Source organism: Ruegeria sp. CL3, from assembly GCF_056536505.1.
This window is the reverse complement of record NZ_JBQFPT010000005.1, coordinates 112,584-139,062: the sequence shown is the minus strand read 5'-3', so window position 1 is coordinate 139,062 and position 26,479 is coordinate 112,584. Positions and strand designations below refer to the sequence as shown.

The following is a 26,479-nucleotide window of genomic DNA, read 5'->3' as shown; positions in this document are numbered from 1 at the left end:
GCTTTTTTGCCGTTCACGCGCCCGTGGTGCAAGATGAAGGGGTCCTGACCCTAGCGCTACGCGTCTTCACCAAGCTCTTTGACGGCGGCCAAGAGGCGCGCGATTTCCTGTTCCGTGTTGTAGTGGCAGAAGGAAATGCGGATGCAGTCCGATAGTCCCAATGGCCCCAGCACATTGCCCGAGTAGTGGTCGGCCTTGCGCGTGTGGGTCCGGATGCCCTGCTGGTTCAGCGTCTCGACCACATCTTCGGATGCCTTGCCTTTGACCACAATCGACACCAGCCCCTCACGCGCTGGGTTGTCGGCCCCGGCAAGAATGGTGACGTGATCCATATCGCGCAGACCCGGCAGATTGCCGGTGCCGTTGATGGCTGTATCGGTGAGGTGCGTCTCGTAGGCATGAATGGCACGACCCGCAGCCTCGATCCGCGCGCGCGGGTCGGTCTCGTCCGATACTTCCCCACCCAGCCAGTCGAAATAGGACACAACATCCGAGACCGTTGCATAGGAACCTGTGTCGCGGGTGCCGAACTCCCACCCTGTCGCGGGGGCGTCGATCAGCATGTCATGCGGCGTATGGGTCAGCCTGTCAGAGATCCACGCAATCCCGTATCCGTGGCGCGAGAACACTTTGTAAGGTGAGATCGCATAGCCATCGACGTTGTACGCATCTAGATCGAGCTGCCCATGGGCCGCATGCTGGATGCCGTCGACAATGATCATGCAATCCGGCGCAACCGCCCGGATCGCGGCCGAGATCGCAGCTACATCCATACCCATGCCGGAAACAGGCGAGGCATGCAGGATCGTCGCCACCGCCACATCCGGGGTCATCAGTGCGGTGTAGTCCTCTGCCGTGACCAGACCGGTATCGTTGTCATGCGGCACGTTCACATAGTCGAGCCCTGCAATCTCGGCCCAGCGGCGCGCGGCGCTACGGGTGGCCGGATGCTCAATGGAGGACCCGATCACTTTGGCCCCTTTGGGTGCGGCCAGACAGGCGGTACGGATCAAGCGGAACAACAGCTCGGTGCCGCTTTCGCCGGCAAAGAACTGGCCGCCTGAGGCGTTCATAAACACGCCCAGATCCTGTTTGGCCTGGTTGATCACATTCTGCGTGCCCTGCCCCGCAGGGTTGATACGGCCCGGATTGTCCGGGATCGCCGCATAAAAAGCCGAGGTCTCAGCCACCGATTTCAACGTCAGGGCGCCGCCTGCATTCTCAAAGAAAATGCGTTCGCCCTGAAACGGGCACGTGTCGACATGAGCGAACCTTTCACGAATGGCATCAATAAGCGCGGGGTTGTCTTGGATCATGGGTCAGTCCTGTGGAAAGTCGATGCGTTCGGACAGCATGCACAGACGTGCCGAACAGATCGAATTCAAACACCGGATTTGTCCCTATGACAAGAAAAAGGGCCGGCTAAAACAACCGGCCCTTCCGCGTCAGTTGAACCGAGGGATCAGTTCGAACCGGCGTTCAGCTTTTCATTCTGCTCGCGCAGCGTGTCCGAGATGATGGCGTACCACTCGCCGGACTGGCGCATCTCGTTCAGACCTTTGTTCATCATCGCGATGTATTCGCGGGCAAACGGGTTCGAACGGTGGGCCATGAAGCTCATCGACGAGAGAGTCGAAACATAGGGGTTCTCGACGATATCGTCCGATGTCAAACCCATGTCATTCATGGTCGAGGCAAACAGCTCAACCTCGAATGCAGCAACGTCTGCTGTGCCGGTGAGAACGGCGTCCAGGCACTCACGCGCCGAGTTCGGATGAATCAGGTTCAGGTTTTTGCCGTTCAGGCCAACTTCTTCCAGAACAACCATGCTCCAACCCGCCATACGGCAAAGGGTTGCGCCTTCGAGATCCGAAAACTCTGTTGCGGCGGCGTATTCGCTTTCGGGCAGCGTGAAGAAGCCACCAACAACGTCGTAGATCGGAACAGACGCCACGAACTGCGTGCAGCGGGCTTCGGTTGCCTCAGACCACTCGTAAGAGCGGTTTGTACAATCGGGCAGCGTCCAGGCAATCGAGATGTCGAATGCGCCCAGCGGCAGCAGAGTGTCCAAGTGCGAAGACCAGTCATCCACGAAGCTGACCGAGAAGTCGCGGCTATTGCCGGCACGCTGCAGGCTGGTTGTCGCCAGACGGGTCATGATGCCGCCGCCGCTCAGGGATTCTGTTGTAAACGGCTCCCAGCCGTTGCCCGCAACCAGTTTGATCGGTGGTGCATAGACGTTCGAACGTTTCACGCTGGCCGCACGCTGTTCTTCCGCCGCGATGATTTCCTGCGCCGACTGACCGTTGGGCAGGCTGCCATCCTCACACGGCAGAGCCAGGACCAGGCCGGGCTCTAGCGAATTGGGGTTGGTGATCTCGTTGCGGTTCGCGTTGAAGATCGGCTGATAGTTCGATGTGCCATAGGCTGCGATCGCGATGGTTGCCATCGTGTCGCCGTCCTGCACGGTGTAGTTTGAACAGGCTTCCTGCGCTGCTGCAACACCTGCGGAGAGTGTGAGGACGGCGGTTGCCGTCATCACTTTGGTATTGAGTTTTTCTCTTAGCATTTTTTATTCCTCCCATAAGTTGGAATGTGGAGATGAGGTTTCAGTTGATTGCGTCTAGCAGTCTTTCGTTATGCTCATTCAGGCTATCCGAGATGATGGCGTACCATTCCCCGGTTTCACGCATTTCGTTCAGGCCCTTGTTCATCAGGGCAAGGTATCTTTGACCCTGAGGATTGGACCGGTGAGTGATGAAGCGAAGGGACGACAGCGTCGAGACATAGGGGTTCTCGACTAGGTCGTTGGCATTCAGGCCCATTTCGCTCATGGCGTCTGCGAACAGCTGCAATTCGAACGTGGCGATGTCGGCTGTTCCAGTGATGACCGCATCCAGGCATTCCCGTGCGGTGGCGGGCTGCACAACCGTCATGGTGTCGTCGCGCAGCAAACCTTCTTGCTCCAGATCGTGCAAAGGCCAGCCTTCCATACGGCAGATCGTGGCGCCGTGCAGGTCGTCAAAGCTGGTGGCTCCGGCGTATTTGCCCTCGGGCACGCTGTAGAAACCGAACACGATGTCGTAGACTGGGGCCGAGGCGTGGAACTGCGTGCAGCGGACCTCGGTCTCCCATGACCATTCATAGCTGCGGTTGGTGCAGTCGGGGATATTCCAGGCCATCGACACATCGAACGCGCCCAGCGGCAGCAGGGTTTCGATATGCGAGTTCCAGTCATCCACGAAGCTGATCGAGAATTGCTCGTTATTGCCACCACGCTGCAGCGTTGTGGTGCCCAGACGGGTGATGAACCCGCCACCGTTCAGGGTTTCATCCGCGAACGGAGCCCAGCCATTGCCGGTCACCAGTTTGATCGGCCGTTTGAACGCACTGCTCTGCGCAGAGTTTGCAAAACGCTCCTGCTGCGCCGCGATGATGTCGCTTGCGCTCTGACCGTTTGGCAGGTTTCCGTCCTCACAAGGCAGGACCAGAGACAGCCCAGGATCCAGCGCGTTAGGGTTGCTGATCGCATCGCGGTTCGCGTTGAAGATGGGCTGGTAGTTGGACGTGCCATACGCGGTCAGCGCGATGGACGCCATGGTATCGCCGTCCTGCACGGTATAATTCGTACAGGCTTGTTGGGCGGCAGCGGCTCCGGCACTGACCGTCAATACGGCAGCGGTTGTCAACGCAACATTATGGAGCGTGAAGTTGGGCATTCGGTGTTTTCTCCAGATAAAATTTGAGATGGCTTTTCAGTTTTCTCAGCCGTTTTCCATTTGATAGCGAAGAGCGGATGACACGATGTCTCGCCATTCGCCGGATTGCTGCATGATCGCCAGACCCTTGTTGAGCGTTTCCAGAATCGCTTCTCCGTCCGGGTTGTCCTTGTGCGTCATGACATTCAGCGACTTGATCGCCGCCAAATTCGGGTTCTCGACTATGCGGTGTTCGTAGCCAAGCCGACCGATGGCTCCGTCGGCCAGGTGCGCTTCGATTGCGACAATGTCGGCCTCGCCCGTCATCACTGCTTCAAAGCACTCGTCCGGCGATTCCGGGCGCAGCAAGGTGATGATCGGCTCGTACAGACTGACCGCATCCATATGTGACAGCGACCAACCTTCGGGGCGGCAGATCGTCGTTCCGGCGAAATCAGCGTAGCTGAGCGCTTCGACATAGCTTGTGCCTTCGCGGGCGAAGAACGTGTCGACCACTTCGTAGAACGGGTTCGAGAAGTTGTAGGTCTCACAGCGGTTGCGGTCGTTTTCGGACAGCGCCGCAGGTTCTTCGCAATTCGGACGCGACCAGGGGAACGTGCCATCGAACGCAAGCGTCGGCATCAACAGATCCAGATGCGAGTTCCAGTCGTTGACGAACTGAATCTTGTAGGCCTGTTCGGGCGCGGCGCGCAGCATCGCGGTTTCCACCAGATGCGTATAGAGGCCACGGTGCGGCAGTGCTTCGTCGGTGAAGGGCTGATAGTCACCGCCGGTGATCAATAGCACCTGACGGTCGCGCACTTCTGGGCGTTCGCCCGTTCCGGCATCGCGGATCAGGGCGGCACCTTCGGCGCGTGCGGCCTCGATTTCCTCACGCGCGGCGGCCTTGGCTTCAACCACGGCCTGTTCACTGACCTGCTTGGCCTCGGCTTCGGCGGCGGCTACACGGGCTTCGGCCTCTGCGATTGCCTGTTCTGCACGCTCTTCGGCTGCTTTGACCAGCTCGGCTGCCATTTCGGCGGCCAGACGCTCGGCCTCGGTATCAGCCAGAACCGGAGTGCGACCGATATCTTCAAGGCAGGGCATTGCCAGCACGTCACCGACCCGAATGATGTTCGGATTGGATCCAATCACATCGCGGTTGGCGTCAAAAATGATGCGGAAATCTTCCGTCGCATAGACCTGAATCGCCAGCTCTCGCAGACTGTCACCGCGCTGAATCTCGTAGTTCGAGCACGCCTCTTGCGCCGATGCTGCACCTGTCGCCGCCGCCAGGGCCAGGCTCGATATGATCAATGTGTTTTTCATGGGTCCCGTTGCTTTGCCTTATTATTGTTTCGCAAGTTTCACGACTGCGATTGAGAGGTTGTCTTGATCAGGGTTGTTCTTCGCCAGCACCGCCTGCTGCAGCGCTTCTGCGATTTCTTGCGCCAATGCCTGAGAATGGCTGCCTACAACCGCTTGAAGCTCGTCATCGGTCAGGGTCTGCAGGCCGTCACTGCCGAGGATGAGGATATCCGCAGCCGTCACGGCCAGCGGATCTTCCGGGCAATCCACTTTGGGAATTGCGCCCCCCATGATGACCGAGGTCAGCTGATTGCGGTCCGGATGAGCCCGCGCCTGCGCTTCGGTCAGCGTACCGTCGGCAACCTGCGCGTCGATCATCGGCGCCATCGAGTGGTCTTCGTTGATCTGCATCAGCGCGCCGTCCCGAAACAGGTAGAGCGGGCTGTCGCCAATCGAAATCCAGAACAGACGCTGCCCCAACAGTAAGGTGCCCAGCAAGGTGGACCCCATGTTGCAGCCTTCGCCCTGTTCTTCATTGCGGTTCGAAATCAATGCGTTGGCCTGCATGGCCGCCAATGGCAGTGCATCTATCGCCGCGCGTTCTGACAGAGTGTCGCTTTCCAGCTCCGCGTCCAACGCCTCGCGCCAAGCGGCGACGACAAGGCTTGAGGCGACCTCACCGGCCTCATGCCCGCCCATACCGTCGGCAATCACCACATAGCCTGCATCCGCTGCGTCGAACATACGCGCAGCGATGGCATCCTCCTGCGTGTCCCGCTGACCCTGATTCAGGATCAGCGCGACGTCATATGCCGGAGTCGCGAGCATCTATCAGGAATCCCGCCAATCAAAACCTTCGTCGCAGAAGGCCATGAAACGGATCGAGGTTTCGCTGATGCGGATCAGGTCGCCATTGGAAAGCGCCACGGTGCTGAGAACCGGCTTGCCATTCAGGCGCACCAGATTGGCCTTGCCGCCATGACCCAGATAGCATTTGCGATCTTCCGGGTCATAAGCAATCACGGCGTGGTTGCTGCGCGAGATTCCAGTGTCGCCGAAATCCAGCTGGATGGCCTGATCATCATTGCGTCCGATCTGCATCAGACCTTCGGTCAGGGTGATGCTGGACCCACGGCCAGGGCCTTGGGTGACAACCAGCCAACCCACAGGGAAGGTCTCCTGCGCGGCTTCGGTCTTGGCGACCGGCTCGGCGGTTTCGATCAGGTCCTGAACGTGGGTATCTGCACGTTCGAAGCCCAGGAAAGTGGTCTTCACACGCGAACGGCGGTCCTCGGCTGGGGCCGGGGCCGGGGCCGGAGTTGGCACTGGAGTCGGTGTTGGCGCAACCGCTGCGGCCTGCACTTCGGGTTCGGGCTGCGGTTCGGCGGCTTCCGCCACCGGCTCCTGAACTTCGATCTCAGGCTCGACCGGAGCGGAGGTTGCTTCCGGAGTAGGCTCGACCGCGACCGGTTCGATCGCTTCGGGCTCTGCCACTTCGACCTCATCCTGAACCGACGCTTCGACCCGCTCGTCTTCGGACAGATGCAGGGTCACGATCTGCTCGTCAGCTTCCGGCTCGTCAATCGCTGCTTCCTCGGCCACCTCTTCAGTCACCGGAGCCTCTTCTGCGAAGATCGACGTCTCTTCCTCGGTGTCCTCGGCCACGTCTTCGGCATCCGAAAACTCTGGCATCTCGCCTTCGGCGGTCAGCTCATCCTCTTCGTCATAAGTTTCTTCATACGCCTCAGAGGCCAGATTGCCGCCGCCCAGCGCCGCGCGCAGCGCGTTAAAATCCGCAATCGGTTCGGGCTTTTCCTCGGTCGGGGCTGCTGCCTCAGTCGTTTCTTCTTCTTTGGCTTTGCCGGCACCTTCTAGAAGCCGGCTGAGAGGGCTTTTGTATTTGAACATGGTGTCGACACCTTCAACTTGTTGGCACACAATTCTGTGCCGTTTCGCTACCCGCACCGCGACTGTCCGCGCTGCGGTCTTCAATCTTGAAACCAGGAAACTTTTTACCTTTCTGCGCCGGGCCGGATCCCGTCAGGGTGGCTTTCTTTCGAGGGCCACCCTCAGCAAACACACGCTGGCAGATTACGTTCGAACCGGTCTGATCACTCCTGCGCAAGAGGCATGGTTGCGTTGGCATCGGCACCGTTGCGCGATACCGCAAACTGCGCCTGAGGCTGCTCGCCAGACACCAGTTCCGCCAGAACCGCATCGAGGCTTTCCGGTCCTTCGAACGCAAGACCCGTTTCGGCCTCGCTGACCAGCACATCCCCTGTTTGCAAGCTGCCCGACGCGCCCTCGGGCACCTCTGTCACAACTGTCTGCCAGCCACCGGCCCCATTGCCATTGACGCTAAAGCCGTAGCCGTTTTCCAACCCGATCGTGCGGAATGCAGGTAGCGCCAGCAATCCGTTCTGCGCCCGTGTCTCTCCCAGAGGACGGTAGCGCGCGGCCACGCGCAGATACCCGTCGGGATCCACCTGCAGGTTCTCAAGCACCTGTGCCGCAAACGAGGCATCGTCGCGCACCGGCTTGCCGTTCAAGGTAAAGATGGTGGCCCCGCGCTGAACCCAGTCGCCGATCACCGACATATCCTGATTGGCATCCACACCCGTGATCGAGAACATATTGCCGGTCGAGGCGCGACGGCGGGACGTGTCAAACGGAACCTCAACATCCCAATGAGAGAACGCCACCTGAGCCTCGGCCAGATTGACCGGAGCTGCAGGGACCTCAGACTCAGGCGCGGTCACTTCGGGCGCGACCGCCGTTTCTTCGGGCGCGGCTGCGGTTTCTTCAGGCGTTGCTTCTTCGGTCACCGTTTCTGCGGGGGCTGCTTCTGTGGCAACCGTCTCCGCAGTTTCAACCGGCTCCTGCTCGACAGGCTGCACTGCAGCGCTGACTTGTTCCAGTTCCTGTGAAGGCTCTTCAGTTTGGGCCGGTTCGACCGCCGCTGTTTCGGATTCCACCGCTGCGGTTGCGGGTTCCGCCGCCTCCGTCGCAGGGGCCACCGCCGCTGCTGTCTCGACCTTGTCCGCATCACCGGATATCATCACATACCCACCTGCGGCCAGAGCGATGGCCACAACTGCCACGCCAGCCAACAACTTGCCATTGCCGCTCGATCCGCTTTTGACTACCGTATCAACGGCAACCGCCGGTTCTTCGCGAGGCGAGAGCTTGGAAAGATCCTCTTCGGCCTTGTCCTCATTGCCCATGACAATGTCGGAATTGCCCGCCAACAAAGCGGTCACAACCGCCTCGGCATTTTCGCTTTCAGCCTTGATCCGAGCTTTCTCGGCCTCTTTGTCTTCACGGTCCATGCCGACGATGACCGAAACCGGACGATAGGCGAATGTATCGAACATCACCCCCGGCCCGCGGAACATGCGCAACCAGTCCAGCGCCGATTGCAGGCGGTCGGTGGCATGAACTTCCATCGCCTTGTCGATCGCTTCCAGGAATCCTTCGGGATAACCCTCAAACCGTCCGGTCAGCGGGGTGTAGGGATCTTCCTGTCCGTTGTTGAACGCGTTCAGGCGGCTTTGGCCATCAATCGGACGCTCACCGCTGATCGCGTGATACAGCGTTGCCGCCAGCACATAGAGATCGCTACTGGGGCCTTGCTCAGCGCCACGCACGTAGAATTCATGCGGCGAGTAGCCATCCTTGATCACCCGCAACGTCAACAGCGCCGCCGACTTGTTCGCCGCCTGCTCGCGCGCAGCGCCAAAGTCGATCAGAACCGGATCGCCATTCTCGTCGATCAGGATGTTGTCGGGGGAAATGTCTCGGTGCAGCATGCCGCTTTGATGGATGAACGAGACCGCCGACAGCATCTTTTCTGTCACCTGCACGATAAAGTCATGGCCGCTTTCGTTCTCGGGCTTGTCCATGTAGTCCAGCAGGTCGCACCCGCGGATCAGGTCCATGGCGATATAGGCGGTGTTGTTGTCCTCAAACACCTGATGCACATCGACGATGTTGGGATGCACCAGCCGCGCGTGGTTGCGCGCTTCCTGAATAAAGAGATCCACAATCGCGCGCAGGTCTTCGGAGTAGGAGGGATCAGCGGCTTCGACCAGGTCCCCATCGCGACGGCAGAGCGCGCCAGGGAAACATTCCTTTATCACCACGTCCCGCTCCAGGCTGTCACGGGCCAGATAGGTGATTCCGAAGCCGCCATTGCTGAGATAGCTCAGGATTTCATACTGCCCCCGCAGGAGCTTGGCTCCTGGTTGCAGACCTTCAATTTTTGGTTCGTCGTGCGATGCACCGACAGCCTGGTTATGGCTCATTTCAATCCGCCCGTATTTCTCAAATCGCGGTACAAAAAACTGGGCAATCAGCCCGCGAACTCATAACCAAAAACAACCGCAGGACACTTAAGTCCGGTTAGACGTTTCAAATTTGACTTTATTGGGGCCGCCTCATGGCTTCACTATGGATCGTTTTTTCTTCAAATCAACATATAGTGTTGATCCCATTTTGCTATCATAGATGTGGTAATTTCACATATATAATTCGAAAACTGAACCGACCAAAACAAGCGGTTGGTCTACGAATTCGAAACAATAAGGAATCGTTTTGGACAGGCCTCGAATCGCCGCAGTGCAGCTCAATTCCAGGTGGCGCGCGTCAGGTTCCGGTCTTGGACTGCTCGGTCGCCACAGTGCTACCAGCCCAGGCGAGGTTGTCGCTCAGCTGCGCCAGAATGCTGATGGCGTCACGCAAAGGTGCGTCGCCGCTTTCGAATTGCAGCAGAAGAAGAAGGTCGGTGGCCTTTTCGAACTCACCGGGAATCCAGTCCGCATCGGGGTCGATCTCACCGCCCTGTTCCAGACGTTCGGCAAAGTCTTCGACGATTTCCTGACAGCTTTGCAGGAACGCGGGCGGTTCGATATCCGAGGATTCACGCAGGTCCTCATAGATGCTGGCAATCGCGGCCAGCCAGTCTTCGAGGATCGGGTTGTTCAACGGTGGCAGGGCCGATCCGAGCGCAGCTTGAACCGAAGGGCTTTCGGTCTCCGGCTCTGGCTCGGGGACAGCGAGGGTTTCCAGAAATGGCTGAAAAAGCTCGGCGATGTCTTTTCGGGCTGCGTTCAGGTCATGCATCCGACGAGCGGAAGCCGCCTCAAGCACCTTCTCGGCCAGATTCTGACCGCCGCAGTTTTCCCACAGATCAAAATCTGGTTCAGGCTCTTGCGCCATAGCTTTCACGGCGACAGGCGTACCGATTGGAACCACGGCGTTGAAAAGGCCTTCTTTTTCCTTGTTCAACCGGGCAAGCACGCGGTCCAGAGCATCACGGACGTGAGGCAAATCGGTATGGGTAACGGCCAGCAGACTGTTGTCACGCAATTCCTGCGGTACCTGTGCCCAGAGATGGCGCTCGGTCTCTCGCCAGGCATTCGTGCCATTTGTACACCAGATGGCGCAGTCCACGAAGCGCAGCAGGTCGAGCGTTGGCTTGTAGGTCTCATCCAACGCGCCCGAGCCGGGCAGGTCGAACAGAGAAATCTCACGCAGCGCGGGCGTGTTCAATCCGACCGAAATGAAATCAGGCTTATCTTCCGCCGCTTTCTCTAACACGATCCCTGAATAGGTCTTGGGCTCCTTGTCCCACCAGCCGACGGTGGTTTCCGGTGCGTCCGCATAGGCAACGATCACAAGGGGCAGCTTCAGATGCTGTGGACCGGTGGGCAGAATGTCCGCCCCAGCCAGCATATTGGCGAGGCTGGATTTGCCCGCGCCGAATTCCCCGGCAAAACCGATATTGACCGCATTGGACAGACGCTCAGCATGGGCCACAGCCTTCGCACGCATATCCTCCAGCGCCGAATCCATTGGCAGGGTTTCGGTTGCGTTCAGAAAGCGCTCAAGTTGCCTGACGTCCTGTTCGGTTCCGGGAAATTCGATCATTCCGCTGCCTTTGCTTGTCCTTCATCCGCGCGCACCGGGCCGAACACCGTTTCCAGTTCATCGGCGATGCGACGGGCCCGGTCGAACGCATCCTGCGCTTCGGCCTGAGCATTAGTTTCACCCGATCCGGTCCGGTGTTCAAGATAGCCGCCCAACAGCGCCACGTAGTGGTCCAGAACCGTTTTCAGCCGCTCCATCAGGTTTTCACGCGCCGTGTCGATCAGATCATCCCCAATCAGTTCGAATTCCTGCACGATCATCCGCTCTGCGCGTGTGACGACGCTTTTGCGCGAAATCAGGCGCGACAGCCAGTTCACCCGCAACTCCACCGTAATACCGCGGGTCAGCGCCGTCGTGTCCGGACGGAACCACCGCACCGCGCTGGTGTTCATGCGGTTGTCGACGGGGTCCTGCCATCCGGGCAAGGCGCGCAGGGCCGCGTTGGCCTGCATGTCGATCGCATAAAGCTCGCTCAACATGCGCTGGCGAACGACCTGCGTGGCCCCCTGGATCAACTCCCGCATCCGGTCGCGCAGAGGGGTAAAGTTCAGCTCGGTCTCAGCGCCTTTGGCCAACAGAGGCGAATTGCCATCCGGGCCACGCACCACGGCCGAGACCGCCTCAGCCACCGTGTCATCCATGACGCCGCGCAGATTTGCCAGCACGTCATCCATGTCGCGCGTCATCACCTCGGTCTTCTCGGCGACAAGCGCCCTGAGTTCACCAAGCGTCTTGTTGTTTTCGTCCAGATCGACTGTTGCCGAGCCATCCTCGGACTCCAGCGCGCGCAGCTCGGCCTGCGACCGTTCCAATTCGCCCTGCGCGAAGCTGTTCAAATGCTGCCACGCCATCCGCAGCTGTTCGCTGCGAGGGCCATCGGCCAAGGCCTGTGTCACGTGCCGCCGCAGATCCGGCAGGCCCGAGGCGATCATGGCAGCAAAGCGCAACACGCCTTCACGGCTGATTGGGCCGGGGCCTTGCTTGATCTCTTCCACACCGTCCAGATACTGCTTCATCTGCTCGGGATGGGCGCGCAGCCAGGCCAGAACGTCATCGTGATTGACGCCGGTCTCATCCCCGGTCAGCGCATAATGCGCCCATTGGGCACTGCCCATCAGCACGTCAATGTCCGAGTTCCCCAGCGCTTGTTCTAGGCCGTCCAGAACATCACTGCGCACCTTGCCGGCGTCCTCGGCCCCGCCGCCCAGCTCATCCACGCGGTTGATGAAGACGACGATCTGGCCCAGTTCCAGCGCCTGCATCAGGCGGAACAGCTTCAGATCAGCGCGCGACAAGGCCTGATGCGCGGACAGAACCACCACAAAGAAATCGGATTCCTTGAGGTACTGGCGCGAGATTTCCTCGCGGATCAGCAGCGGGTCGTTCACGCCCGGCGTATCGGTAACGGTCAGCGGAAACGGGAAATGGCCAATGTCGAAATAGACCTCGGCCTTACGGGTGATATCGCTGTAAAGACCCCGATCCGAGCCAGGGTCGTGGGTTTCGCTATCGCTCGGATCATCGCCCGCGCAGACATAGCGGGCCAGATCGTCCGAGTTCAGGTCTTCCAGATCGTGGTGCTGACCCAACAATTGTTCGTAACTGTCGCCCAGACGCAGACGGGCGCGGGTTTTCATCGCCTCGACCTGCTCTTCGATCATCTCGCGCTTATAGCTGTCCTCTTCATCAGGGAACATGTTGCGCAGCTCTTCACCCTCGGCGATCAAGGCCTGCCACTGGTGATTGTCGAAGAAGTGGAACTCTGCCCCTTCGGTGCGACCCGAAGGATGGCCGAAATGCATATCGGTGATCACCGTCGTCCACGGGTTCACATCCGAGGGCAGGTATTCTGCCTGCCCCGTGAAGCCATTGATCAAACGCGATTTTCCCGCCTTGATCTGCCCAACAAAGGCGATCGACGGCTTCAACCCCGAAAGGTCTCCGACAATGCGCGAGATGAACTGACGGGTTTCGTCATTGCTCGTCTCGTTCATGTCTTCGGCGATGCGAATAAGCTCGCGGCGACTGGTCTCACTCATAACTTTTTACCCTGGTAACAAGAAACACTGGTTTGAATTGATGGAAAATTTGAAGGATCGGGAGGCACTCATGAGTCACCCCCGGAAAGTTTGGTCCACAGGCCAACAACGGCACCCAGCTTGCGCGCGTCATGCACGGCAATTGCGGTCTGCTCTTGATCCTGCACCACCGCCACGGCAGCCCCCTTGCCCCCAGAAGGACGCATGACAATCAGCTGAGGTTGCTGCAGCTCGGACTGGCTATCCTCGTTCCATCCGGTCAAATCCGCCATGAAACACGCCAGAAGATCAGCATCGGGGCTCAATGCCGCGTCCCCTTCGAACTGAGGATCACCCCCGTCGATCAGGCCACGCGCCTGCGCGAAACGCTCAGAGCTGTCAAAGAACCCCCGCGCGGCCGACGCCATATCCGATACCTGAGACGCAGGCTCTTCAACATCCGGTACAACCGAAACAATCGGCTCGGCCGGGAGTTCGATCCGGGCACAGGCCGTTTCGATTTCGCCAAGTGTGACACCGACGTCATCGGCCTCAAGCTCGGCATCGGGTTTCAGCGAGACAAACTCCAGCGGCGCGGGCGCGTCGGCGATGTCCGACACCAGCTGCGCAAGTTTGCCGATCAGCCCTTCGCGTGGTTCGGTTTCAAAATCCGGCACCATACCCGACCGGACGCGGAACACATCGGTCACGCGGGCATTGCTAACCTCGATCGCCAGCACGTCGCCGTTGGCCGCGGTGAACTCCAACCGGCGCGGCAGAACGGTACCGCGAATTGCGCGCAGAACACCCGCTCGGCGCGCAACCGAGGTCTCGCCCTCGACCGTGACGGCAGGCGACAAACGTGCAACCGAGGACCGCCCGATATTGTCGAGCATGTCGAGTATGTTCGTATCCATCATACCGTGACCCCCTCTGGTCCCGTTCAGACTGCGGCCGCAACCGGCCCTAAGCTGAGATGTGATTTGGTAAGCGCCAACCCTGCATTCGCGCTGTTGCTGCAGATGTAGCAGACCACATGTTCGGGATATTCCCGGGTCCGCTGGAAAATGATCAACCTTTCGCCGGAAAACACCGCGATTTCCCCAAATCCCGGTGTTTCAGATGTATCCCCGCCTGCTTCACGCAACATGGCTTCAAAGGCCACGACCCCGCGCCCCTGAAACAGGTTCGCCGCGGCCAAAGCCAGCGTGTCCAGCACGTCCGAGGCATCAGGGTCCTTAACGCTGGTACCCAGCAACATACCCGTTTCCATGTCGACATACCCGGCTGCAACGCAGTCGGGTATCGTCTCCATCGCCGCGGTCAGAGCAACTTGAATAGACATCTAAACCCTGACCTTCTTCATGTCTTGTCGGCGTCGGCTACAGAACATGCCATTCTGCCCCTCTGTGTTCCCCGGCTTTGGGAATGGACCTGATCGCCTCTTTGGCCTGAGTTTCGATATGCTCAAGGGCAATCTGGTCGAACTCAGCCAGGAATGCCAAAAACGCGCGTTGAAGCCCCTCGGCATCTGTGGGCAGATCCCCTGCGGCGGCAAGCTCTCGCCACATTGCGGCTGCGCTGGGAAGCTCACCTGCGGGGATGTCCAGCAGCCCTTCCGTTGCATCTTCCTCAACCTCTTCCGGTTCGGGCTGCGGCATCAGTCGCACTTCAACCAGACCGTTGGTTTCGGGCTCCGGTTCAAAGTCGTCGTCATCGCTTCCCGACTGTTCCGCCATCAATGCCGTGATCGACGAGACCGAAACCTCGATCCCGGGCGCATCCGACTGGTCTTCTGTGGCCTCCGTCGGCACAACCTCGGGTGTGTTGGACAAGGTCTTGTTGAGCGATTCCAGAAGGTCTTCAGATTCCTCAGCCTCAGGCGCTGCCTCAGCCACATCATTTGAGGGCCTGGGTGTTTCATCCTCTTCGGCAAAGACATTCTCATCTTCGTCTTCCGCACCCGAGAATTCGAACACGTCTAGGTCCGCCTCGTTATCAGCGAAAGAGGAGAGGTCCAGCGGGTCTTTGGGTTCTTCTCTGAACTGGGCGCGCAGCTGGTCCTCTTCCGTCTCGGCGGGTTGAGGGTCCGGCGTCGGGACCATTTCGGCGCGCAGACGCTCGGCCTCGTCCGCGTTGATCCGCTCCCGCTCTACCTCGTCCGAGCGGCGTTCGACGCGGGACGGGCGCACTGGGAAATTGGTGACCACGCTACTGTCCTGATCTGCGACCTCCGGGGTCTCCGAAGGAACCGGATCCACCAGCTGCAGCGGGGCGACCTCAGCGGTCTCGTCCTTGCGCTTGGGCCGGGTCGGGCGCACCAGCGGGCCGTCAGACTGGCTCTTGTCAATTTGGTACCGCGACAGATGGCCGGCGCGGGTGTCCATGATCTGCTCGGTGATCCCAAGGAAGCAGTCGATCATCTTGCCGCCACCGCTACGCGCCCACATCTCGGGGTCGCCGGTCTTATCACGCGCGGTAATCGCATCGCGCGCGGAAAACAGGATTGAGCGGTTGAACAGATGCCCCGCCTCGCGGTTGACCCGCCGCAGAACTTTTTGCCGATCCTTCTGACCCAGCGCATCCGCGCGCGTAATCAGCAGGATCGAATTGTTCTGCAACCGTTCGGGCAGAGAGACCCATGTCGCACGTTCAGTTTCCCGCCAGGCCTGCGTCGCATGGGTACACCACAGAACGCCATTGGCCTGTCCGACAGCGCGCTGCCAAACATCGGTCGAGATTTTGGGGTCCGAGATACCGGGCGTGTCGATCAGATCCACTGCCTCAAGAATATCGGCCTCAAGGAAAATTCGAATGAACTGCGCGTCGTTGACACCCACACTCTCAAGCTGATCCAGCGAGATATCTTCGGTGCTGCCATCATGACGTTTGACGTAAGCCGAGCGGTTGCCATAGCTGAACCAGACCGGCGGCAGCTGGGTTGCGGTGACTTGCGTCGGCAAGGCCTGCTTGCGCAGCAGAAAGTTCATAAGCGTCGATTTACCGGCGCTGAACTCGCCCATGAGGGCGAAAACCGGCTTACGGCGCGACCACTGCTCGATACGCTCCCATGCCTTGGGGGTGATGAAACGGTTTTGGATGTCTTTTGCCATTTTTCTACTTACGCCGCTTCGTTGCTTAGATCTTTGAGGATGCTGCCCAGAATCTCGTCACGGGATTTCTGCAATTGCAGACCCGCCATCAGCGCCGGATTCTGCCCTGCATCCTTCTCGGCCGTGGCGGAGATATTCAGCAGGGTTTCCTTCTGCTCGCGCAGGAAGTCGGTCAGGACGGCCCGCACGTTTTCAAGCACGGCGGCGACCTGATTTTCCTCGATATCCTTGGTGATCGAGTTCGCTTCGGACGCGATCAGACGGGTGTAATCGGATGCATAAGCCTCGAACCCTTTACGCCGCTGCCACCAGCGCCGCCACCATGTGCTTTGAAGGTCCAGCGCGATGGTGCGACCGATCCCAAGCGGGGGCGGTACACGGGGCACAATCGGGGCTTCGATGTTGAACTCACCCAAATGATTGCCAAGCAGTTTCTGATAGAGCGCCTCGACATCCGCCGCCGCAGCCGAATAGAGAGCCCCAGCTTCCTTGCGCATCGAACGGGCAAAGCTGAAATAGGCCGCTTTCTGCAGCGTCCTCAGACCCGCAGGGTCATACTGCCACGTCCCCTGTTCACCATTCTGTTCCAGATGCGAAATCAGAGAGTCGGTGGCCCGTTTGACAAAACTCGTCTCGGCCGAGTTCAAACGCTCCAGCACCTTGTCGCGCAGCTTGGCGGTCAGGTCGGCGGCCTTTTTGTCATACTCGGCGGACACGGCGGCAATCGCGTCCTCGGGCGACGCGCCGTCAAGATCACGGACGACGCCCTCACCCCCGGACAGAGTCTTTGCAACTGCGGTGGCGCGAATCTGGCTCGCGATGTTGCGCGCCCGGTGGCGCACGCGGTCCAGCAATCTGGCCCCTGCCCCTTCGGCGATGCGTTCGTTCATTGCCAACAGCAGGTCGGGCAGGCCCGAAAGCGCCCAGATCTTATCCAGTGACGGCGCCTGATCTCCGAACCCTGCAGCTAGGTAGAAAGTGTTCAGGGCCTCACGCGACTCCTCGGTCAGGATTTCGGGGTTGCCGGTCAAGGCGGCCTCGGCCCACAGGGCGCTGCCGAACACGACACTTGTGTTAGCGTCGATGTTGTTCTGTTTCAGCGTGTCCTGGATCCGGTCGCGGATCTCGGGCACCTGGTTCACCGGATCAGCCAGCTCGTCGATACGGTTCACGAACAGGACGATCTGACGGTTTTCGAACTGGGCGATGATCCGCATCAGCGCCATATCCATCGTGGTCAGCGCCTGGCTTGCAGCCAGCACGACAACACAAACCTCGGACCCGCGCAGGCTGCGCAGCGTGATCTGCTCGCGCACCATGAAGGTATCGTTCACACCGGGCGTGTCACAGAGCTTCAGCGCAATCGGGTATTGCGGGATGTCCATGTAAAGCTCGGCCGATTTGGTTACATCGGCGAACCGTCCGGTTTTGGGGTCGATATCCGGATCGTCCTCATCGCCCAGACAAACGTAGCGCTGGATCAGCTCTTCATCGAAATAGTCGTACTGGTGGCTTTGACCCAGAATCAGGTCGAAATGCTTGCCAAGACGTTCTTCGGATTTGGCTTTCATCTCACCGATCTGACGGCGGATATCGTCCATTTCGTCATCCGCACCGGCGCGGTTGGCCAGCTCGCCCAGACGGCCGCCGCCCACCATCAGGTTGTCCCATTCTTCCTGCTCGAAGAAGGTGAACTTGGACTTGGTGTCGCCGGGCGGACGCGTGTTGATGTTCAGCGTCGTAACCACCGAGGTCCACGGGTTCACATCTGACGGTAGCAACGCAGGGCGGCCTGCCAGAATATTTACGATCGAGGACTTGCCAGCCTTGACCTGCCCCACCATCGTCACGCTGGCGGTGAAGTTCTCCATCCGCGTCTTGAGCGTCGCCAGACGCGCCGAGGAGCGCGCATCCGCCACCTCTGTCAGTTGGTCTATCTGCGATGTCAACGACGTCATCGCCGACGTCATCGGCATCAGAGCTTCATTGCCCACAGACAAAAGGTGGTCATTGCGCGCCATGTTCAGCCTCCGGTTCCTGTTGCCGCGATCCGGTGCGCGTGGTCCGCGCCTTGAGCCGGGATCCCGGTCAGGGTGTCGATACGGGCGATCAGGTTCAGGGCGTTGCCCAAAATCTCGGCCTCGGCCCGTGGTGTAATGGTTTCATAGCCTTCGGAATCTGCCAGAACCTCGATCGAGCTGAAGCGGTCGCCGTTTTCAAGGCAGGCAACGCGACGCCCGGTTGGAAAGCCATCGGACTTGCTGGCGGGCAGCGGCATCCGCGCGTTTGCCAGCAGATAGTGCTGGCCCGAATGGGTGCGCAGTGAAATTCCAAAGCCGGTATTGGGGTAGTCACGGTTCAGGGTTTTGAGTTCACCCAGAAAACTCTCACGTGCAAAGATGACGGCATCCTGCTCGTGGGCAGCGGAGTTGTTCAGATCGGTCACAGCAATGAACCTCGAGACTGGAGTTGAGCAAAAAACTCGTAAAGGTGCCTAAGTGGCAGAAAAGACTCATTAACTCCTACGCGACCAAGAAGCCCGTTCAAGGCGGTGTTAATTTGACGCGAATAAGATATTTTGGCGTTTCAAATGTGGCGCCATTAAGGCGCGTGATTCATAAGAATGCCTCAACCCCTACGTGTATGGGGTTCTCTTTCAAAAACATCTATCTCGCGACGAACCGCATAGTTCGCAAATTGGCAACGTTGGCGGACTATACCGCAGCGCTTGGCAAACACCAGCGAATCGCAATGGCGTTTTGTTCAAGCGCAAAAACTTGCCATTGGGTGGATTTTACCCCTCGCGCTGGCGGAAAAGCTTTGCTATCCAGCGCTCCAGTCCGACGCAAAAGCGTCCGGTTGCGGGTGTGGCGAAATTGGTAGACGCACCAGATTTAGGTTCTGGCGCCGCAAGGCGTGGGGGTTCAAGTCCCTCCACCCGCACCACTGATATCCATAGGTTATAATTTTAGCGTTTCAGCTCGTACGCTCAGCTAGGCTATACCTGCGAAACCAGAGGCCAGCCACTTAGTTTCGCGATCCGAACCATTTGCGGTAAATCTCGTCATAGGTGCCATCTTCGCGCAAAGCCAGCAGCGCCTGATTGACCTCTTCCACCAAGGGTGATCCCGTCGGGAAGGCTATGCCGTAGTTTTCGCGCAGGAAGATCCCTCCGGTCATCGTGGCGATCCGACGACCCTCATGGGCGGCGAAATAGGACAGGACAGGGGCGTCAAACACGACGGCGTTCAGGTCTTCGGCTTTGAAGGCCTCCAACAAATCGTCAAGGCCCGGATAAGCCACGAATTCAATCTCGCGACGGTTGAGGAAACTGGCGGCTGTTGATCCCTCGATCGTGCCGACATTTTTGCCGTAAAGATCATTGACCGAGTTCACATTTCCGGTGATCGCATCCACCGTCATGACACTGGTGATCCGGGCGGTGAAGACCGAAACAATGAACAGAGACGACACCACCAGTATGACGCCCAAAATCCGACCAAAAGGCGTGCGCGGCATCCTCTCTTCAAAGCCGCCATTGACGACCAGATTCAGCGCCCACCAAAAGGATGGAAACCACGCCTCGTTCAATTTCCGGTCGAAATAGGGCTGCGCGCGACGTTCGAACCCCCACATCAGCATGCCGCCGCCCAAAAGGATGGCAAAGGCCAGGCCGATGGCAAAGAACAGCTCGGCCGACAGCAGCGCTTGCAGCAGTGACGGCTTGCGCGCTGAATCCGAGGGCACCATGATTTGCAACCCGGCCTCAAAGATCGGCTGGCTGAAATCCATCTGCGTCTCGCGTAGTGCAGTGATCGAGATATTTGCGATCGCCAGATCCGCTGTACCATCCTGAACGGCCCCCAGCATGTCACCGAAAGCCTCGACCCGGGTGACGGAGTACTCCCACTCCAGCGACTCGGCGAGGGCCGCCAGCAGATCCATAGAAAAACCAGCCTCGGCACCGTCCTCAACATAGGAAAACGGTGGGCGGGTCACCGTGGTGACGTTCAAGGTTTGGGCCAGGCTTTGCTGTGCGAGAACGGCGAAAGTCAGGCTGATCAATGCGTAAAAGGCGCGTTTCATGGTCAAATTACCTGTTTCGCCGCCCTGTAGCGCGATTGAGGTCAAAACAGCAAGGTCACCGCAGGGTAAAGCACCATGTTTTATTGGCGTCTCAACTCGACACATCGTGGGAATTACCGGGGGAATCTGGCGGATTGGGGTTGGCAATCCGGCCAATTCGTTGAATCTGTGCGGTAACCTGAACGAAAACCCAACCCCGAGGCCCGAAATGACGGACGCAGTTCAATTGACAGCGGATTTGATCCGTTGCCCATCGGTCACACCCGTTGAAGGGGGAGCTTTGGTCTTACTGGAAAATCTGCTGTCAGATGCGGGGTTTGACTGCACGCGGGTGGATCGCGGTGGCATCTGCAATCTGTTCGCCCGTTGGGGTGACAAAGGGCACGCGCGCAGCTTTGGTTTCAACGGCCATACCGACGTTGTTCCGGTGGGCGACGAGGCCGCATGGACCAAGCCCCCCTTCGGGGCCGAGGTGCATGACGGCGCCATGTTCGGACGCGGCACAACCGATATGAAATCCGGAGTCGCGGCCTTTGCCGCCGCAGCTATTGATTTCGTGCGCGATACGCCACCCGACGGGGCCATCATCCTGACCATTACCGGGGATGAGGAAGGCGATGCGCTGGACGGCACAACGGCCCTGCTGGACTATATGGATCAATCGGAAGAGCGGATGTCGGTCTGTCTGGTAGGCGAGCCGACCTGTCCGAACCATATGGGCGAGATGATCAAGATCGGTCGTCGCGGCTCAATGACCGCATGGTTTACAGTGACCGGGGTGCAGGGGCATTCGGCCTATCCGCATCGGGCGAAGAACCCTCTGCCGGCGATGGCGCGGCTGATGGATCGGCTCGCCAGTCATGAGTTGGATCAGGGTAGCGACCATTTCGATGCCTCCACGCTGGCCGTTGTGACAATCGACACCGGCAACGCCGCGACCAACGTGATCCCGGCGCAATGCAGTGGGGCGGTGAATATCCGCTTTAACGACTTGCATTCCGGGGCTGCCCTTAGCGATTGGTTGCTGCAGGAGGCCGATCAGGTGGCGCAGGATTTCGGCGTTGAGATTGAGACACGGATCAAGATCTCGGGCGAAAGCTTTCTGACCCCTCCGGGCGAGCTGTCCGATCTGGTGTCTAGCGCCGTCAAAGCCGAGACCGGCATCACGCCCGAGCTATCGACCACGGGCGGAACGTCCGACGCGCGGTTCGTCAAGAACCACTGTCCGGTGGTCGAGTTCGGGCTGGTCGGACGAACCATGCATCAGGTGGATGAATGCGTCGAGGTGGCTCAGATCGAGCAACTCAAGGCGATTTATACCCGCATCCTGAAAGACTACTTCGCCTGACTGGCTCAGGGGGCTGCGATTTTAGTCATGACGCCGTCGCACCACCGTGCTAGGCCAAACCCATGACTCGCATCCCCACCAAGCAAGAGGTCCTGGATTGGATCTCGGCGAACCCCACCCTGACCTCGAAACGCGATATCGCCAAGGCCTTTGGCATCAAGGGCGCGGATCGGATTGATCTGAAACGCATCCTCAAAGAGCTTGAGGCCGAAGGGCATCTGGAAAAGCGCAAGCGCAGTTATCGCGACCCGGACCGTCTACCTCCGGTCAGCGTGCTGCAGGTGAAGGCCCCCAATGAGGATGGCGACCTGTTCGCGCGGCCATTGGAATGGCATGGGGAAGGGGTTGAGCCGATTGTTCTGCTGATCACTCGCGCCAGCGACCCTGCCTTGGGCGAAGGCGACCGGATTCTGGCCCGTCTGACCGTGGTGCAGGAAGAAGACCACAATTACGAGGCCCGCCTGATCCGCCGTATCGGGACCAATCCGCGCAAAATTGTGGGCCTGTTCCGCAAAGGGGCCGAGGGTGGGCGGATCGTGCCCATCGACAAAGCCAGCCAGACCGAATGGCAAGTGCCCGAAGGTGCGGTGCATGGGGCGAAAGATGGTGAGCTGGTCGAGGCCGAACAGGCCGGACCCAAATCCCGCATGGGCTTGCCCCGCGCCCGCATTGTCGAACGTTTGGGCGACCCGTCCGCGCCCAAGGCCGTGTCGCTGATCGCGATACATCAACACGGCATCCCCGACGACTTCCCCGACAAGGTCATCGCCGAAGCTGACAAGGCCAAACCCGTTGGCCTGAAGGGTCGCGAAGACTTGCGGGACATGCCGCTGCTGACCATCGACCCCTCGGATGCGCGCGACCATGATGACGCCTGCTACGCCCATGCCGATGACGACCCCAAGAATCCCGGCGGTCATGTGATCTGGGTCGCGATTGCCGACGTTGCGGCCTATGTACAGCCCGGCACCGCGTTGGACCGCGAGGCACGCAAACGCGGCAACTCCAGCTATTTCCCGGATCGCGTGGTACCGATGCTGCCGGATCGCCTGTCCGGTGATCTGTGTTCCCTGCACGAAGGTGTCCCGCGCGCCTGTATCGCCGTGCGGATGCAGATCGACGCCGAGGGCAACAAGATCGGCCACCGCTTTGTGCGCGGCCTGATGCGCTCAGCCGCGTCGCTGCACTATGCCGAGGTGCAGGAGGCCGTCGACGGCTCCCCCAACGACCGGACCGGTCCTCTGTTGGAGACGGTTTTGAAGCCGCTCTACGGCGCCTATGCCGCGCTGAAAACCGCGCGCGCAGCGCGGCAACCGCTGGAATTGGACCTGCCCGAACGCAAGATCGTCCTCAGCGACACGGGAGAGGTCACCAGCGTCGCCTTCCGCGACCGTTTGGATGCGCATAAGCTGATCGAAGAATTCATGATCCTCGCCAACGTCGCCGCCGCTGAAACGCTGATTGCGAAACGTCGGCCCCTGCTGTTCCGCGTCCATGAGGAACCCGCGCCTGAAAAGCTGGAAAGCTTGCGCGAAACGGCCCAAGCTGCGGGCCTGAACCTTGCCAAGGGGCAGGTTCTGCAAACCCGCCACCTAAACGCCCTGCTGAACGCGGCGGCAGGCACCGAAGATGCGGAACTGATCAACCTGACGACCCTGCGGTCGATGGCGCAGGCCTATTACAATCCCGAAAACTTCGGTCATTTCGGGCTGGCACTACGGAACTACGCGCATTTCACCTCGCCTATTCGTCGCTATGCTGACCTGATCGTCCACCGCGCGCTGATCTCGGGCCATGGCTGGGGTGATGACGGTCTGACCGAGGATGAAATCGCCCGGCTGGACGAAACCGCGACCCATATCTCTGACACCGAGCGGCGCTCAATGATGGCCGAGCGCGACACGACTGACCGCTATCTGGCGGCCTATCTCAGCGAACGTGTGGGCAATGAGTTCACGGGCCGGATCAGCGGCATCGCGCGCTTTGGGGCCTTCGTAAAAATGGACGAAACCGGCGCGGATGGGCTGGTGCCTGTCCGCTCACTGGGGCGTGAGTTCTTCCATTTCGACCGCGAGGCGGGAACCCTCATGGGCTCGGATACCGGTCTGATCATAGCAATAGGCCAACGTGTCACCGTGCGATTGACCGAGGCGAAACCGGTCACGGGCGGCTTGGAATTGGAGTTGCTCTCCACCGACGATCAGGCCCTGCCCCGTGGACGCGGGCCGAAGGGACGCGCAACCAGACGCAAGGCGGTCAGCACCAAGCGCAAGAAGGACAAGATCAAGCGTAAGGTCGAACGAAAACGGCGTCAGCGCTAGCCTTTGTCCGCAGGTTGCGACGACCCCTTTGCAAAGACAAGCAAGTCACGCATGCGGTCGTTCAGGTGGGGTTCAATCTTTTGCCGCGCCCGGGCGATCCGCGCGCTTTCCTCCAACTTGCAGGATAGGGCGTCGATATCCACACCGTTTCGCCTCAGCCAATGCTGCAGCGCCTGCTGATCAAGCAGGCGGTGTTGCTGTCGAAACTCTGATACTGCATGCACAAGGTCTTCGCCCGGAACGGGTTGCCCGGAGCGCTGGTCCAGCGCAAGAGCCAGTGCGTCGATCTCTGCGGCAAGGCGCAGCGCGTCGAACCGATCACCTGAGGCAGTCTCGCATCGCGCAAGGGCCTCGGGATCGTTAATTGGGTTATGTGACAGCACACCTGTCAGAAGGGTTTCGAACGCATCCGTATGCCGAAACTCGAACGCTGGCGCGTCGGGTAGCGTGTCGTTCAGCCAGTCGCTCTCCACGCGCAGCAAACAAGCCTGAGCATCCCGGTTTTTCTGATCAATTCGACCTTCGGGCAGCCATAGCTCAAGGCGATCTGCGGCGGCCGGGTCCAAAGCTGCACAGTCCTCCAGTAGGCTGTTAAAGCTGCGATCGGGATAGAACCTGCGACGGGCGGCTGCGACAAGTGCGTCCGCCATCCGCCGCTCAACAACCTGCGCGGCGACGGCGGCATCCAGCGTCCAGCGGATGTTCACCAGTGGCTCGGACAGGTTGGCAAAACCGACCTCTTCGGGCGCATGGATCAGCGCGACCTCATCATCAGCTTCAAGCCGGAAATGGGCGAACGCGTCAAAGATCTCTCCGACCCCGATCATGCCAAAACTGCCAAGCTCACACGCACGCAGGGCTCCGATCGAGGCGGCACCATAGACGGGGATGCCTTCAGACAGGGCCCACAGGATTTCCTTGTGGTAGACGGCGGGCAAGGCCTCGAAATAGCCATCCAGCAGGATGATGGCACGCGGGCGGGCAAGCGCCGCCTTCAGCAGATCGCCCTGCGCTGCAGGCCCAAGGCGCCGGATCGGCAACCGGTCTTCCACACCGGTTGGGTGCGGCAGGGAAGGACCGGTGAAAAGGATGATATCACCTTGGCTCATGACACATTCCGCGCACGCGCTCCGGGGCGGTATCCGGGCGCGTAGGATGTACCTTCAAGCCCCGGTGCAATAACCCGTATGACCGTCGCGGGCAGGTCGGGTACCGAAAGATCAACGGCGACCGGCACATCAAGTCCGGCTCGTTCAAGCGCGGCCAGCATGCAATCAAGGCTATCACGAGGGGAGCGGACCTGATGCAACGGTACATTGTCGAACCGGTGCGGCGTGTCCGCCTCAACAACCTCCGCGCGCTGCGACCGGAGCGTCTCCGCATTGCGCCGCACTTCATAGTAGTCGCGCGTCCGATCATCCCGCGCGCCCGAAATGAGGGTCAGCCGACTTTGCGCCGCTTCGGTCAGGGCACGAGACAAGGCGATGCCCCGCGCCGGGTGGCACCCTGCCCCCGAGGCCGCCTGCAAGCCACGTCTCGTGTCATCCTGACGGTCGATGATCGTCACAAAGAAGGCTGGAATTCCAAGGTCCGATGTCACGTCCCAGATCGCACAGGCCACGCCTGCGGCGTTGAACCTGTCAAGAAGCGCTTTGCAAGTCGGGTCTGTGACGGAGTGCAGATCGACCCGGCAAGACGCCGTGATGCTGGGGTTGCGCTTCCATAAGGTCACCGCATCACGCTCCAGCGTTTCGGCCAGAGCCTGACAGGTAGCCTCATCAACGCTGCTGCCTGAGGCGAGGCCGGTCGACGACATCAGAAAACACCCCAACCCGGGCTGCAGGGGCAGCGTGTAATCCATATGGACCAGCTCGTAAGGAACCCAGACCGAATGGCCATCTGAAAGCGCCTTGCCCTCGGCCCAAAGCACGGGTTTGCCGCGCGAAATGGGGTGACCTGAAATCCGAGGCAGACTCTCAAGATCAATCACGTTTTCCGACTTCGCCAAGTCTTCGGCGCTTGCCAGACGCAGGGGCAAGACCGGAGTTTCTGCGCAGCTGAGCTCGACCGCCTCCATCAAGGCCGAAACCTTTGCATCCGCGACGGTCGCGCCTTTGCCTTGCGTCACGGCCAGAGACCGCGCATTCGGGCGATGCGCGGCGTAGACGGGAATGCCGATGCAATCCAGGCCGGTCAGTTCAGCCAGCCGGGTGACGCCCAGGCGTTTCATATGGGGCAAGACGCGGTCCAGAACTTGTACGGACGGAACCGCGTGGGCAGGCGCTCGGTGCTGGTCTTCCCCCTCCTGCCCCATGTCTGTCTGCGGGGCTGATCCTAGCTGCGTGTGAATTTGTGCCTCTGTTTCAGCCCGTCGATATTGACCAGATAGCAGGTGCCTTCGGGTTCGAACTTATCAGGCGGAAGGAAGTCTTTGGGCGGGATGGTGGCAAGGTTTACACCACATTCCAGAAGCTCGCGCACCAAGGCCCAACCCTTGTCGTTCTGGTACTTCTCAGGATCAACCTGATAGGCTTTGTTGTCCCAGACCTCACGCGGGATATGCAGCACTGTGCCATCATCGCTTGCAATAATCAGGTCGTGTCTAAAGTTCTCAATATCGCTTTCGGACATTATGTCTCCTCCACTCAATACAGGCACG

20 protein-coding genes and 1 tRNA gene are annotated in these 26,479 nt (G+C 59.6%); 3 read left to right on the top strand and 18 right to left on the bottom strand.

What is annotated here, in order from left to right:
* Window positions 1–56: 56 nt before the first annotated feature.
* The 14 genes from ACR0NO_RS08940 to ACR0NO_RS08875 all read right to left on the bottom strand — a co-directional run bounded on the left by ACR0NO_RS08940 (window position 57) and on the right by ACR0NO_RS08875 (window position 18,511).
* Entirely contained in the window at window positions 57–1,316 is a 1,260-nt protein-coding gene (locus ACR0NO_RS08940) for an aminotransferase class V-fold PLP-dependent enzyme (protein WP_480723699.1), read from the bottom strand.
* A 146-nt stretch (window positions 1,317–1,462) separates the two neighbouring features.
* Window positions 1,463–2,569 (bottom strand): LysM peptidoglycan-binding domain-containing protein, encoded by a 1,107-nt coding sequence (locus ACR0NO_RS08935; protein ID WP_480723698.1) that lies wholly within the window; start codon window positions 2,567–2,569, stop codon window positions 1,463–1,465.
* Window positions 2,570–2,609: 40 nt separating this feature from the next.
* The gene (locus tag ACR0NO_RS08930) at window positions 2,610–3,719 is read right to left on the bottom strand and encodes a LysM peptidoglycan-binding domain-containing protein (RefSeq protein WP_170375715.1); all 1,110 of its coding nucleotides are present in this window, start codon (window positions 3,717–3,719) and stop codon (window positions 2,610–2,612) included.
* Window positions 3,720–3,764: 45 nt separating this feature from the next.
* A complete protein-coding gene (locus ACR0NO_RS08925) occupies window positions 3,765–5,027 on the bottom strand; it encodes a transporter substrate-binding domain-containing protein (protein ID WP_170375717.1) in 1,263 nt (420 codons plus the stop codon).
* 21 nt (window positions 5,028–5,048) lie between these two features.
* Window positions 5,049–5,834 carry a PP2C family protein-serine/threonine phosphatase gene (locus ACR0NO_RS08920; RefSeq protein WP_480723697.1) on the bottom strand — a complete coding sequence of 262 codons (786 nt, stop codon included), beginning with the start codon at window positions 5,832–5,834 and terminating at the stop codon, window positions 5,049–5,051.
* A gap of 3 nt (window positions 5,835–5,837) precedes the next feature.
* On the bottom strand, window positions 5,838–6,914 hold the full coding sequence (locus ACR0NO_RS08915) for an FHA domain-containing protein (protein ID WP_480723696.1): 1,077 nt from the start codon (window positions 6,912–6,914) through the stop codon (window positions 5,838–5,840).
* Window positions 6,915–7,117: 203 nt separating this feature from the next.
* Window positions 7,118–9,310 carry a protein kinase domain-containing protein gene (locus ACR0NO_RS08910; RefSeq protein ID WP_480723695.1) on the bottom strand — a complete coding sequence of 731 codons (2,193 nt, stop codon included), beginning with the start codon at window positions 9,308–9,310 and terminating at the stop codon, window positions 7,118–7,120.
* Window positions 9,311–9,650: 340 nt separating this feature from the next.
* Window positions 9,651–10,934, bottom strand: coding sequence for a dynamin family protein (locus ACR0NO_RS08905; RefSeq protein WP_480723694.1), 1,284 nt, complete (start codon window positions 10,932–10,934; stop codon window positions 9,651–9,653).
* On the bottom strand, window positions 10,931–12,973 hold the full coding sequence (locus ACR0NO_RS08900) for a dynamin family protein (RefSeq protein WP_480723693.1): 2,043 nt from the start codon (window positions 12,971–12,973) through the stop codon (window positions 10,931–10,933). The genes ACR0NO_RS08905 and ACR0NO_RS08900 overlap by 4 nt, the downstream gene beginning before the upstream one ends.
* A gap of 68 nt (window positions 12,974–13,041) precedes the next feature.
* Window positions 13,042–13,872, bottom strand: coding sequence for a hypothetical protein (locus ACR0NO_RS08895; RefSeq protein WP_480723692.1), 831 nt, complete (start codon window positions 13,870–13,872; stop codon window positions 13,042–13,044).
* Between the two features lie 23 nt (window positions 13,873–13,895).
* Window positions 13,896–14,297: a hypothetical protein gene (locus tag ACR0NO_RS08890; RefSeq protein WP_480723691.1), complete on the bottom strand. Its 402-nt coding sequence runs from the start codon at window positions 14,295–14,297 to the stop codon at window positions 13,896–13,898.
* 37 nt (window positions 14,298–14,334) lie between these two features.
* Complete coding sequence (locus ACR0NO_RS08885) at window positions 14,335–16,065, bottom strand: dynamin family protein (RefSeq protein ID WP_480723690.1); 1,731 nt, start codon at window positions 16,063–16,065, stop codon at window positions 14,335–14,337.
* Between the two features lie 8 nt (window positions 16,066–16,073).
* Window positions 16,074–18,086: a dynamin family protein gene (locus tag ACR0NO_RS08880; protein WP_170638089.1), complete on the bottom strand. Its 2,013-nt coding sequence runs from the start codon at window positions 18,084–18,086 to the stop codon at window positions 16,074–16,076.
* Window positions 18,087–18,088: 2 nt separating this feature from the next.
* Window positions 18,089–18,511 (bottom strand): hypothetical protein, encoded by a 423-nt coding sequence (locus ACR0NO_RS08875; RefSeq protein ID WP_170638087.1) that lies wholly within the window; start codon window positions 18,509–18,511, stop codon window positions 18,089–18,091.
* A gap of 415 nt (window positions 18,512–18,926) precedes the next feature.
* On the opposite strand from ACR0NO_RS08875, the gene ACR0NO_RS08870 reads away from it, so the two are divergent.
* Window positions 18,927–19,011, top strand: a tRNA-Leu gene (locus tag ACR0NO_RS08870).
* 81 nt (window positions 19,012–19,092) lie between these two features.
* Here the strand turns inward: ACR0NO_RS08870 and ACR0NO_RS08865 are convergent.
* Window positions 19,093–20,151: a transporter substrate-binding domain-containing protein gene (locus ACR0NO_RS08865; protein ID WP_170638085.1), complete on the bottom strand. Its 1,059-nt coding sequence runs from the start codon at window positions 20,149–20,151 to the stop codon at window positions 19,093–19,095.
* 208 nt (window positions 20,152–20,359) lie between these two features.
* Between ACR0NO_RS08865 and dapE the strand changes: the two genes are divergently transcribed.
* On the top strand, window positions 20,360–21,499 hold the full coding sequence (dapE, locus tag ACR0NO_RS08860) for a succinyl-diaminopimelate desuccinylase (protein WP_170666209.1): 1,140 nt from the start codon (window positions 20,360–20,362) through the stop codon (window positions 21,497–21,499).
* A 62-nt stretch (window positions 21,500–21,561) separates the two neighbouring features.
* Window positions 21,562–23,820 carry a ribonuclease R gene (gene rnr / locus ACR0NO_RS08855; protein ID WP_480723689.1) on the top strand — a complete coding sequence of 753 codons (2,259 nt, stop codon included), beginning with the start codon at window positions 21,562–21,564 and terminating at the stop codon, window positions 23,818–23,820.
* On the opposite strand, the gene ACR0NO_RS08850 is transcribed toward rnr, so the two are convergent.
* Genes ACR0NO_RS08850 through ACR0NO_RS08840 form a run of 3 tightly spaced genes read right to left on the bottom strand, consistent with a single transcriptional unit; the run spans window position 23,817 to window position 26,451 of the window.
* Window positions 23,817–24,929 carry a TfuA-like protein gene (locus tag ACR0NO_RS08850; protein WP_480723688.1) on the bottom strand — a complete coding sequence of 371 codons (1,113 nt, stop codon included), beginning with the start codon at window positions 24,927–24,929 and terminating at the stop codon, window positions 23,817–23,819. The genes rnr and ACR0NO_RS08850 overlap by 4 nt on opposite strands.
* On the bottom strand, window positions 24,926–26,134 hold the full coding sequence (locus ACR0NO_RS08845; RefSeq protein ID WP_480723687.1) for a YcaO-like family protein: 1,209 nt from the start codon (window positions 26,132–26,134) through the stop codon (window positions 24,926–24,928). Before ACR0NO_RS08845 ends, ACR0NO_RS08850 begins: the two co-directional genes overlap by 4 nt.
* A 20-nt stretch (window positions 26,135–26,154) precedes the next feature.
* Window positions 26,155–26,451, bottom strand: a complete 297-nt coding sequence (locus ACR0NO_RS08840; RefSeq protein ID WP_419739375.1) for a hypothetical protein — start codon at window positions 26,449–26,451, stop codon at window positions 26,155–26,157.
* Between the last annotated feature and the right edge of the window lie 28 nt (window positions 26,452–26,479).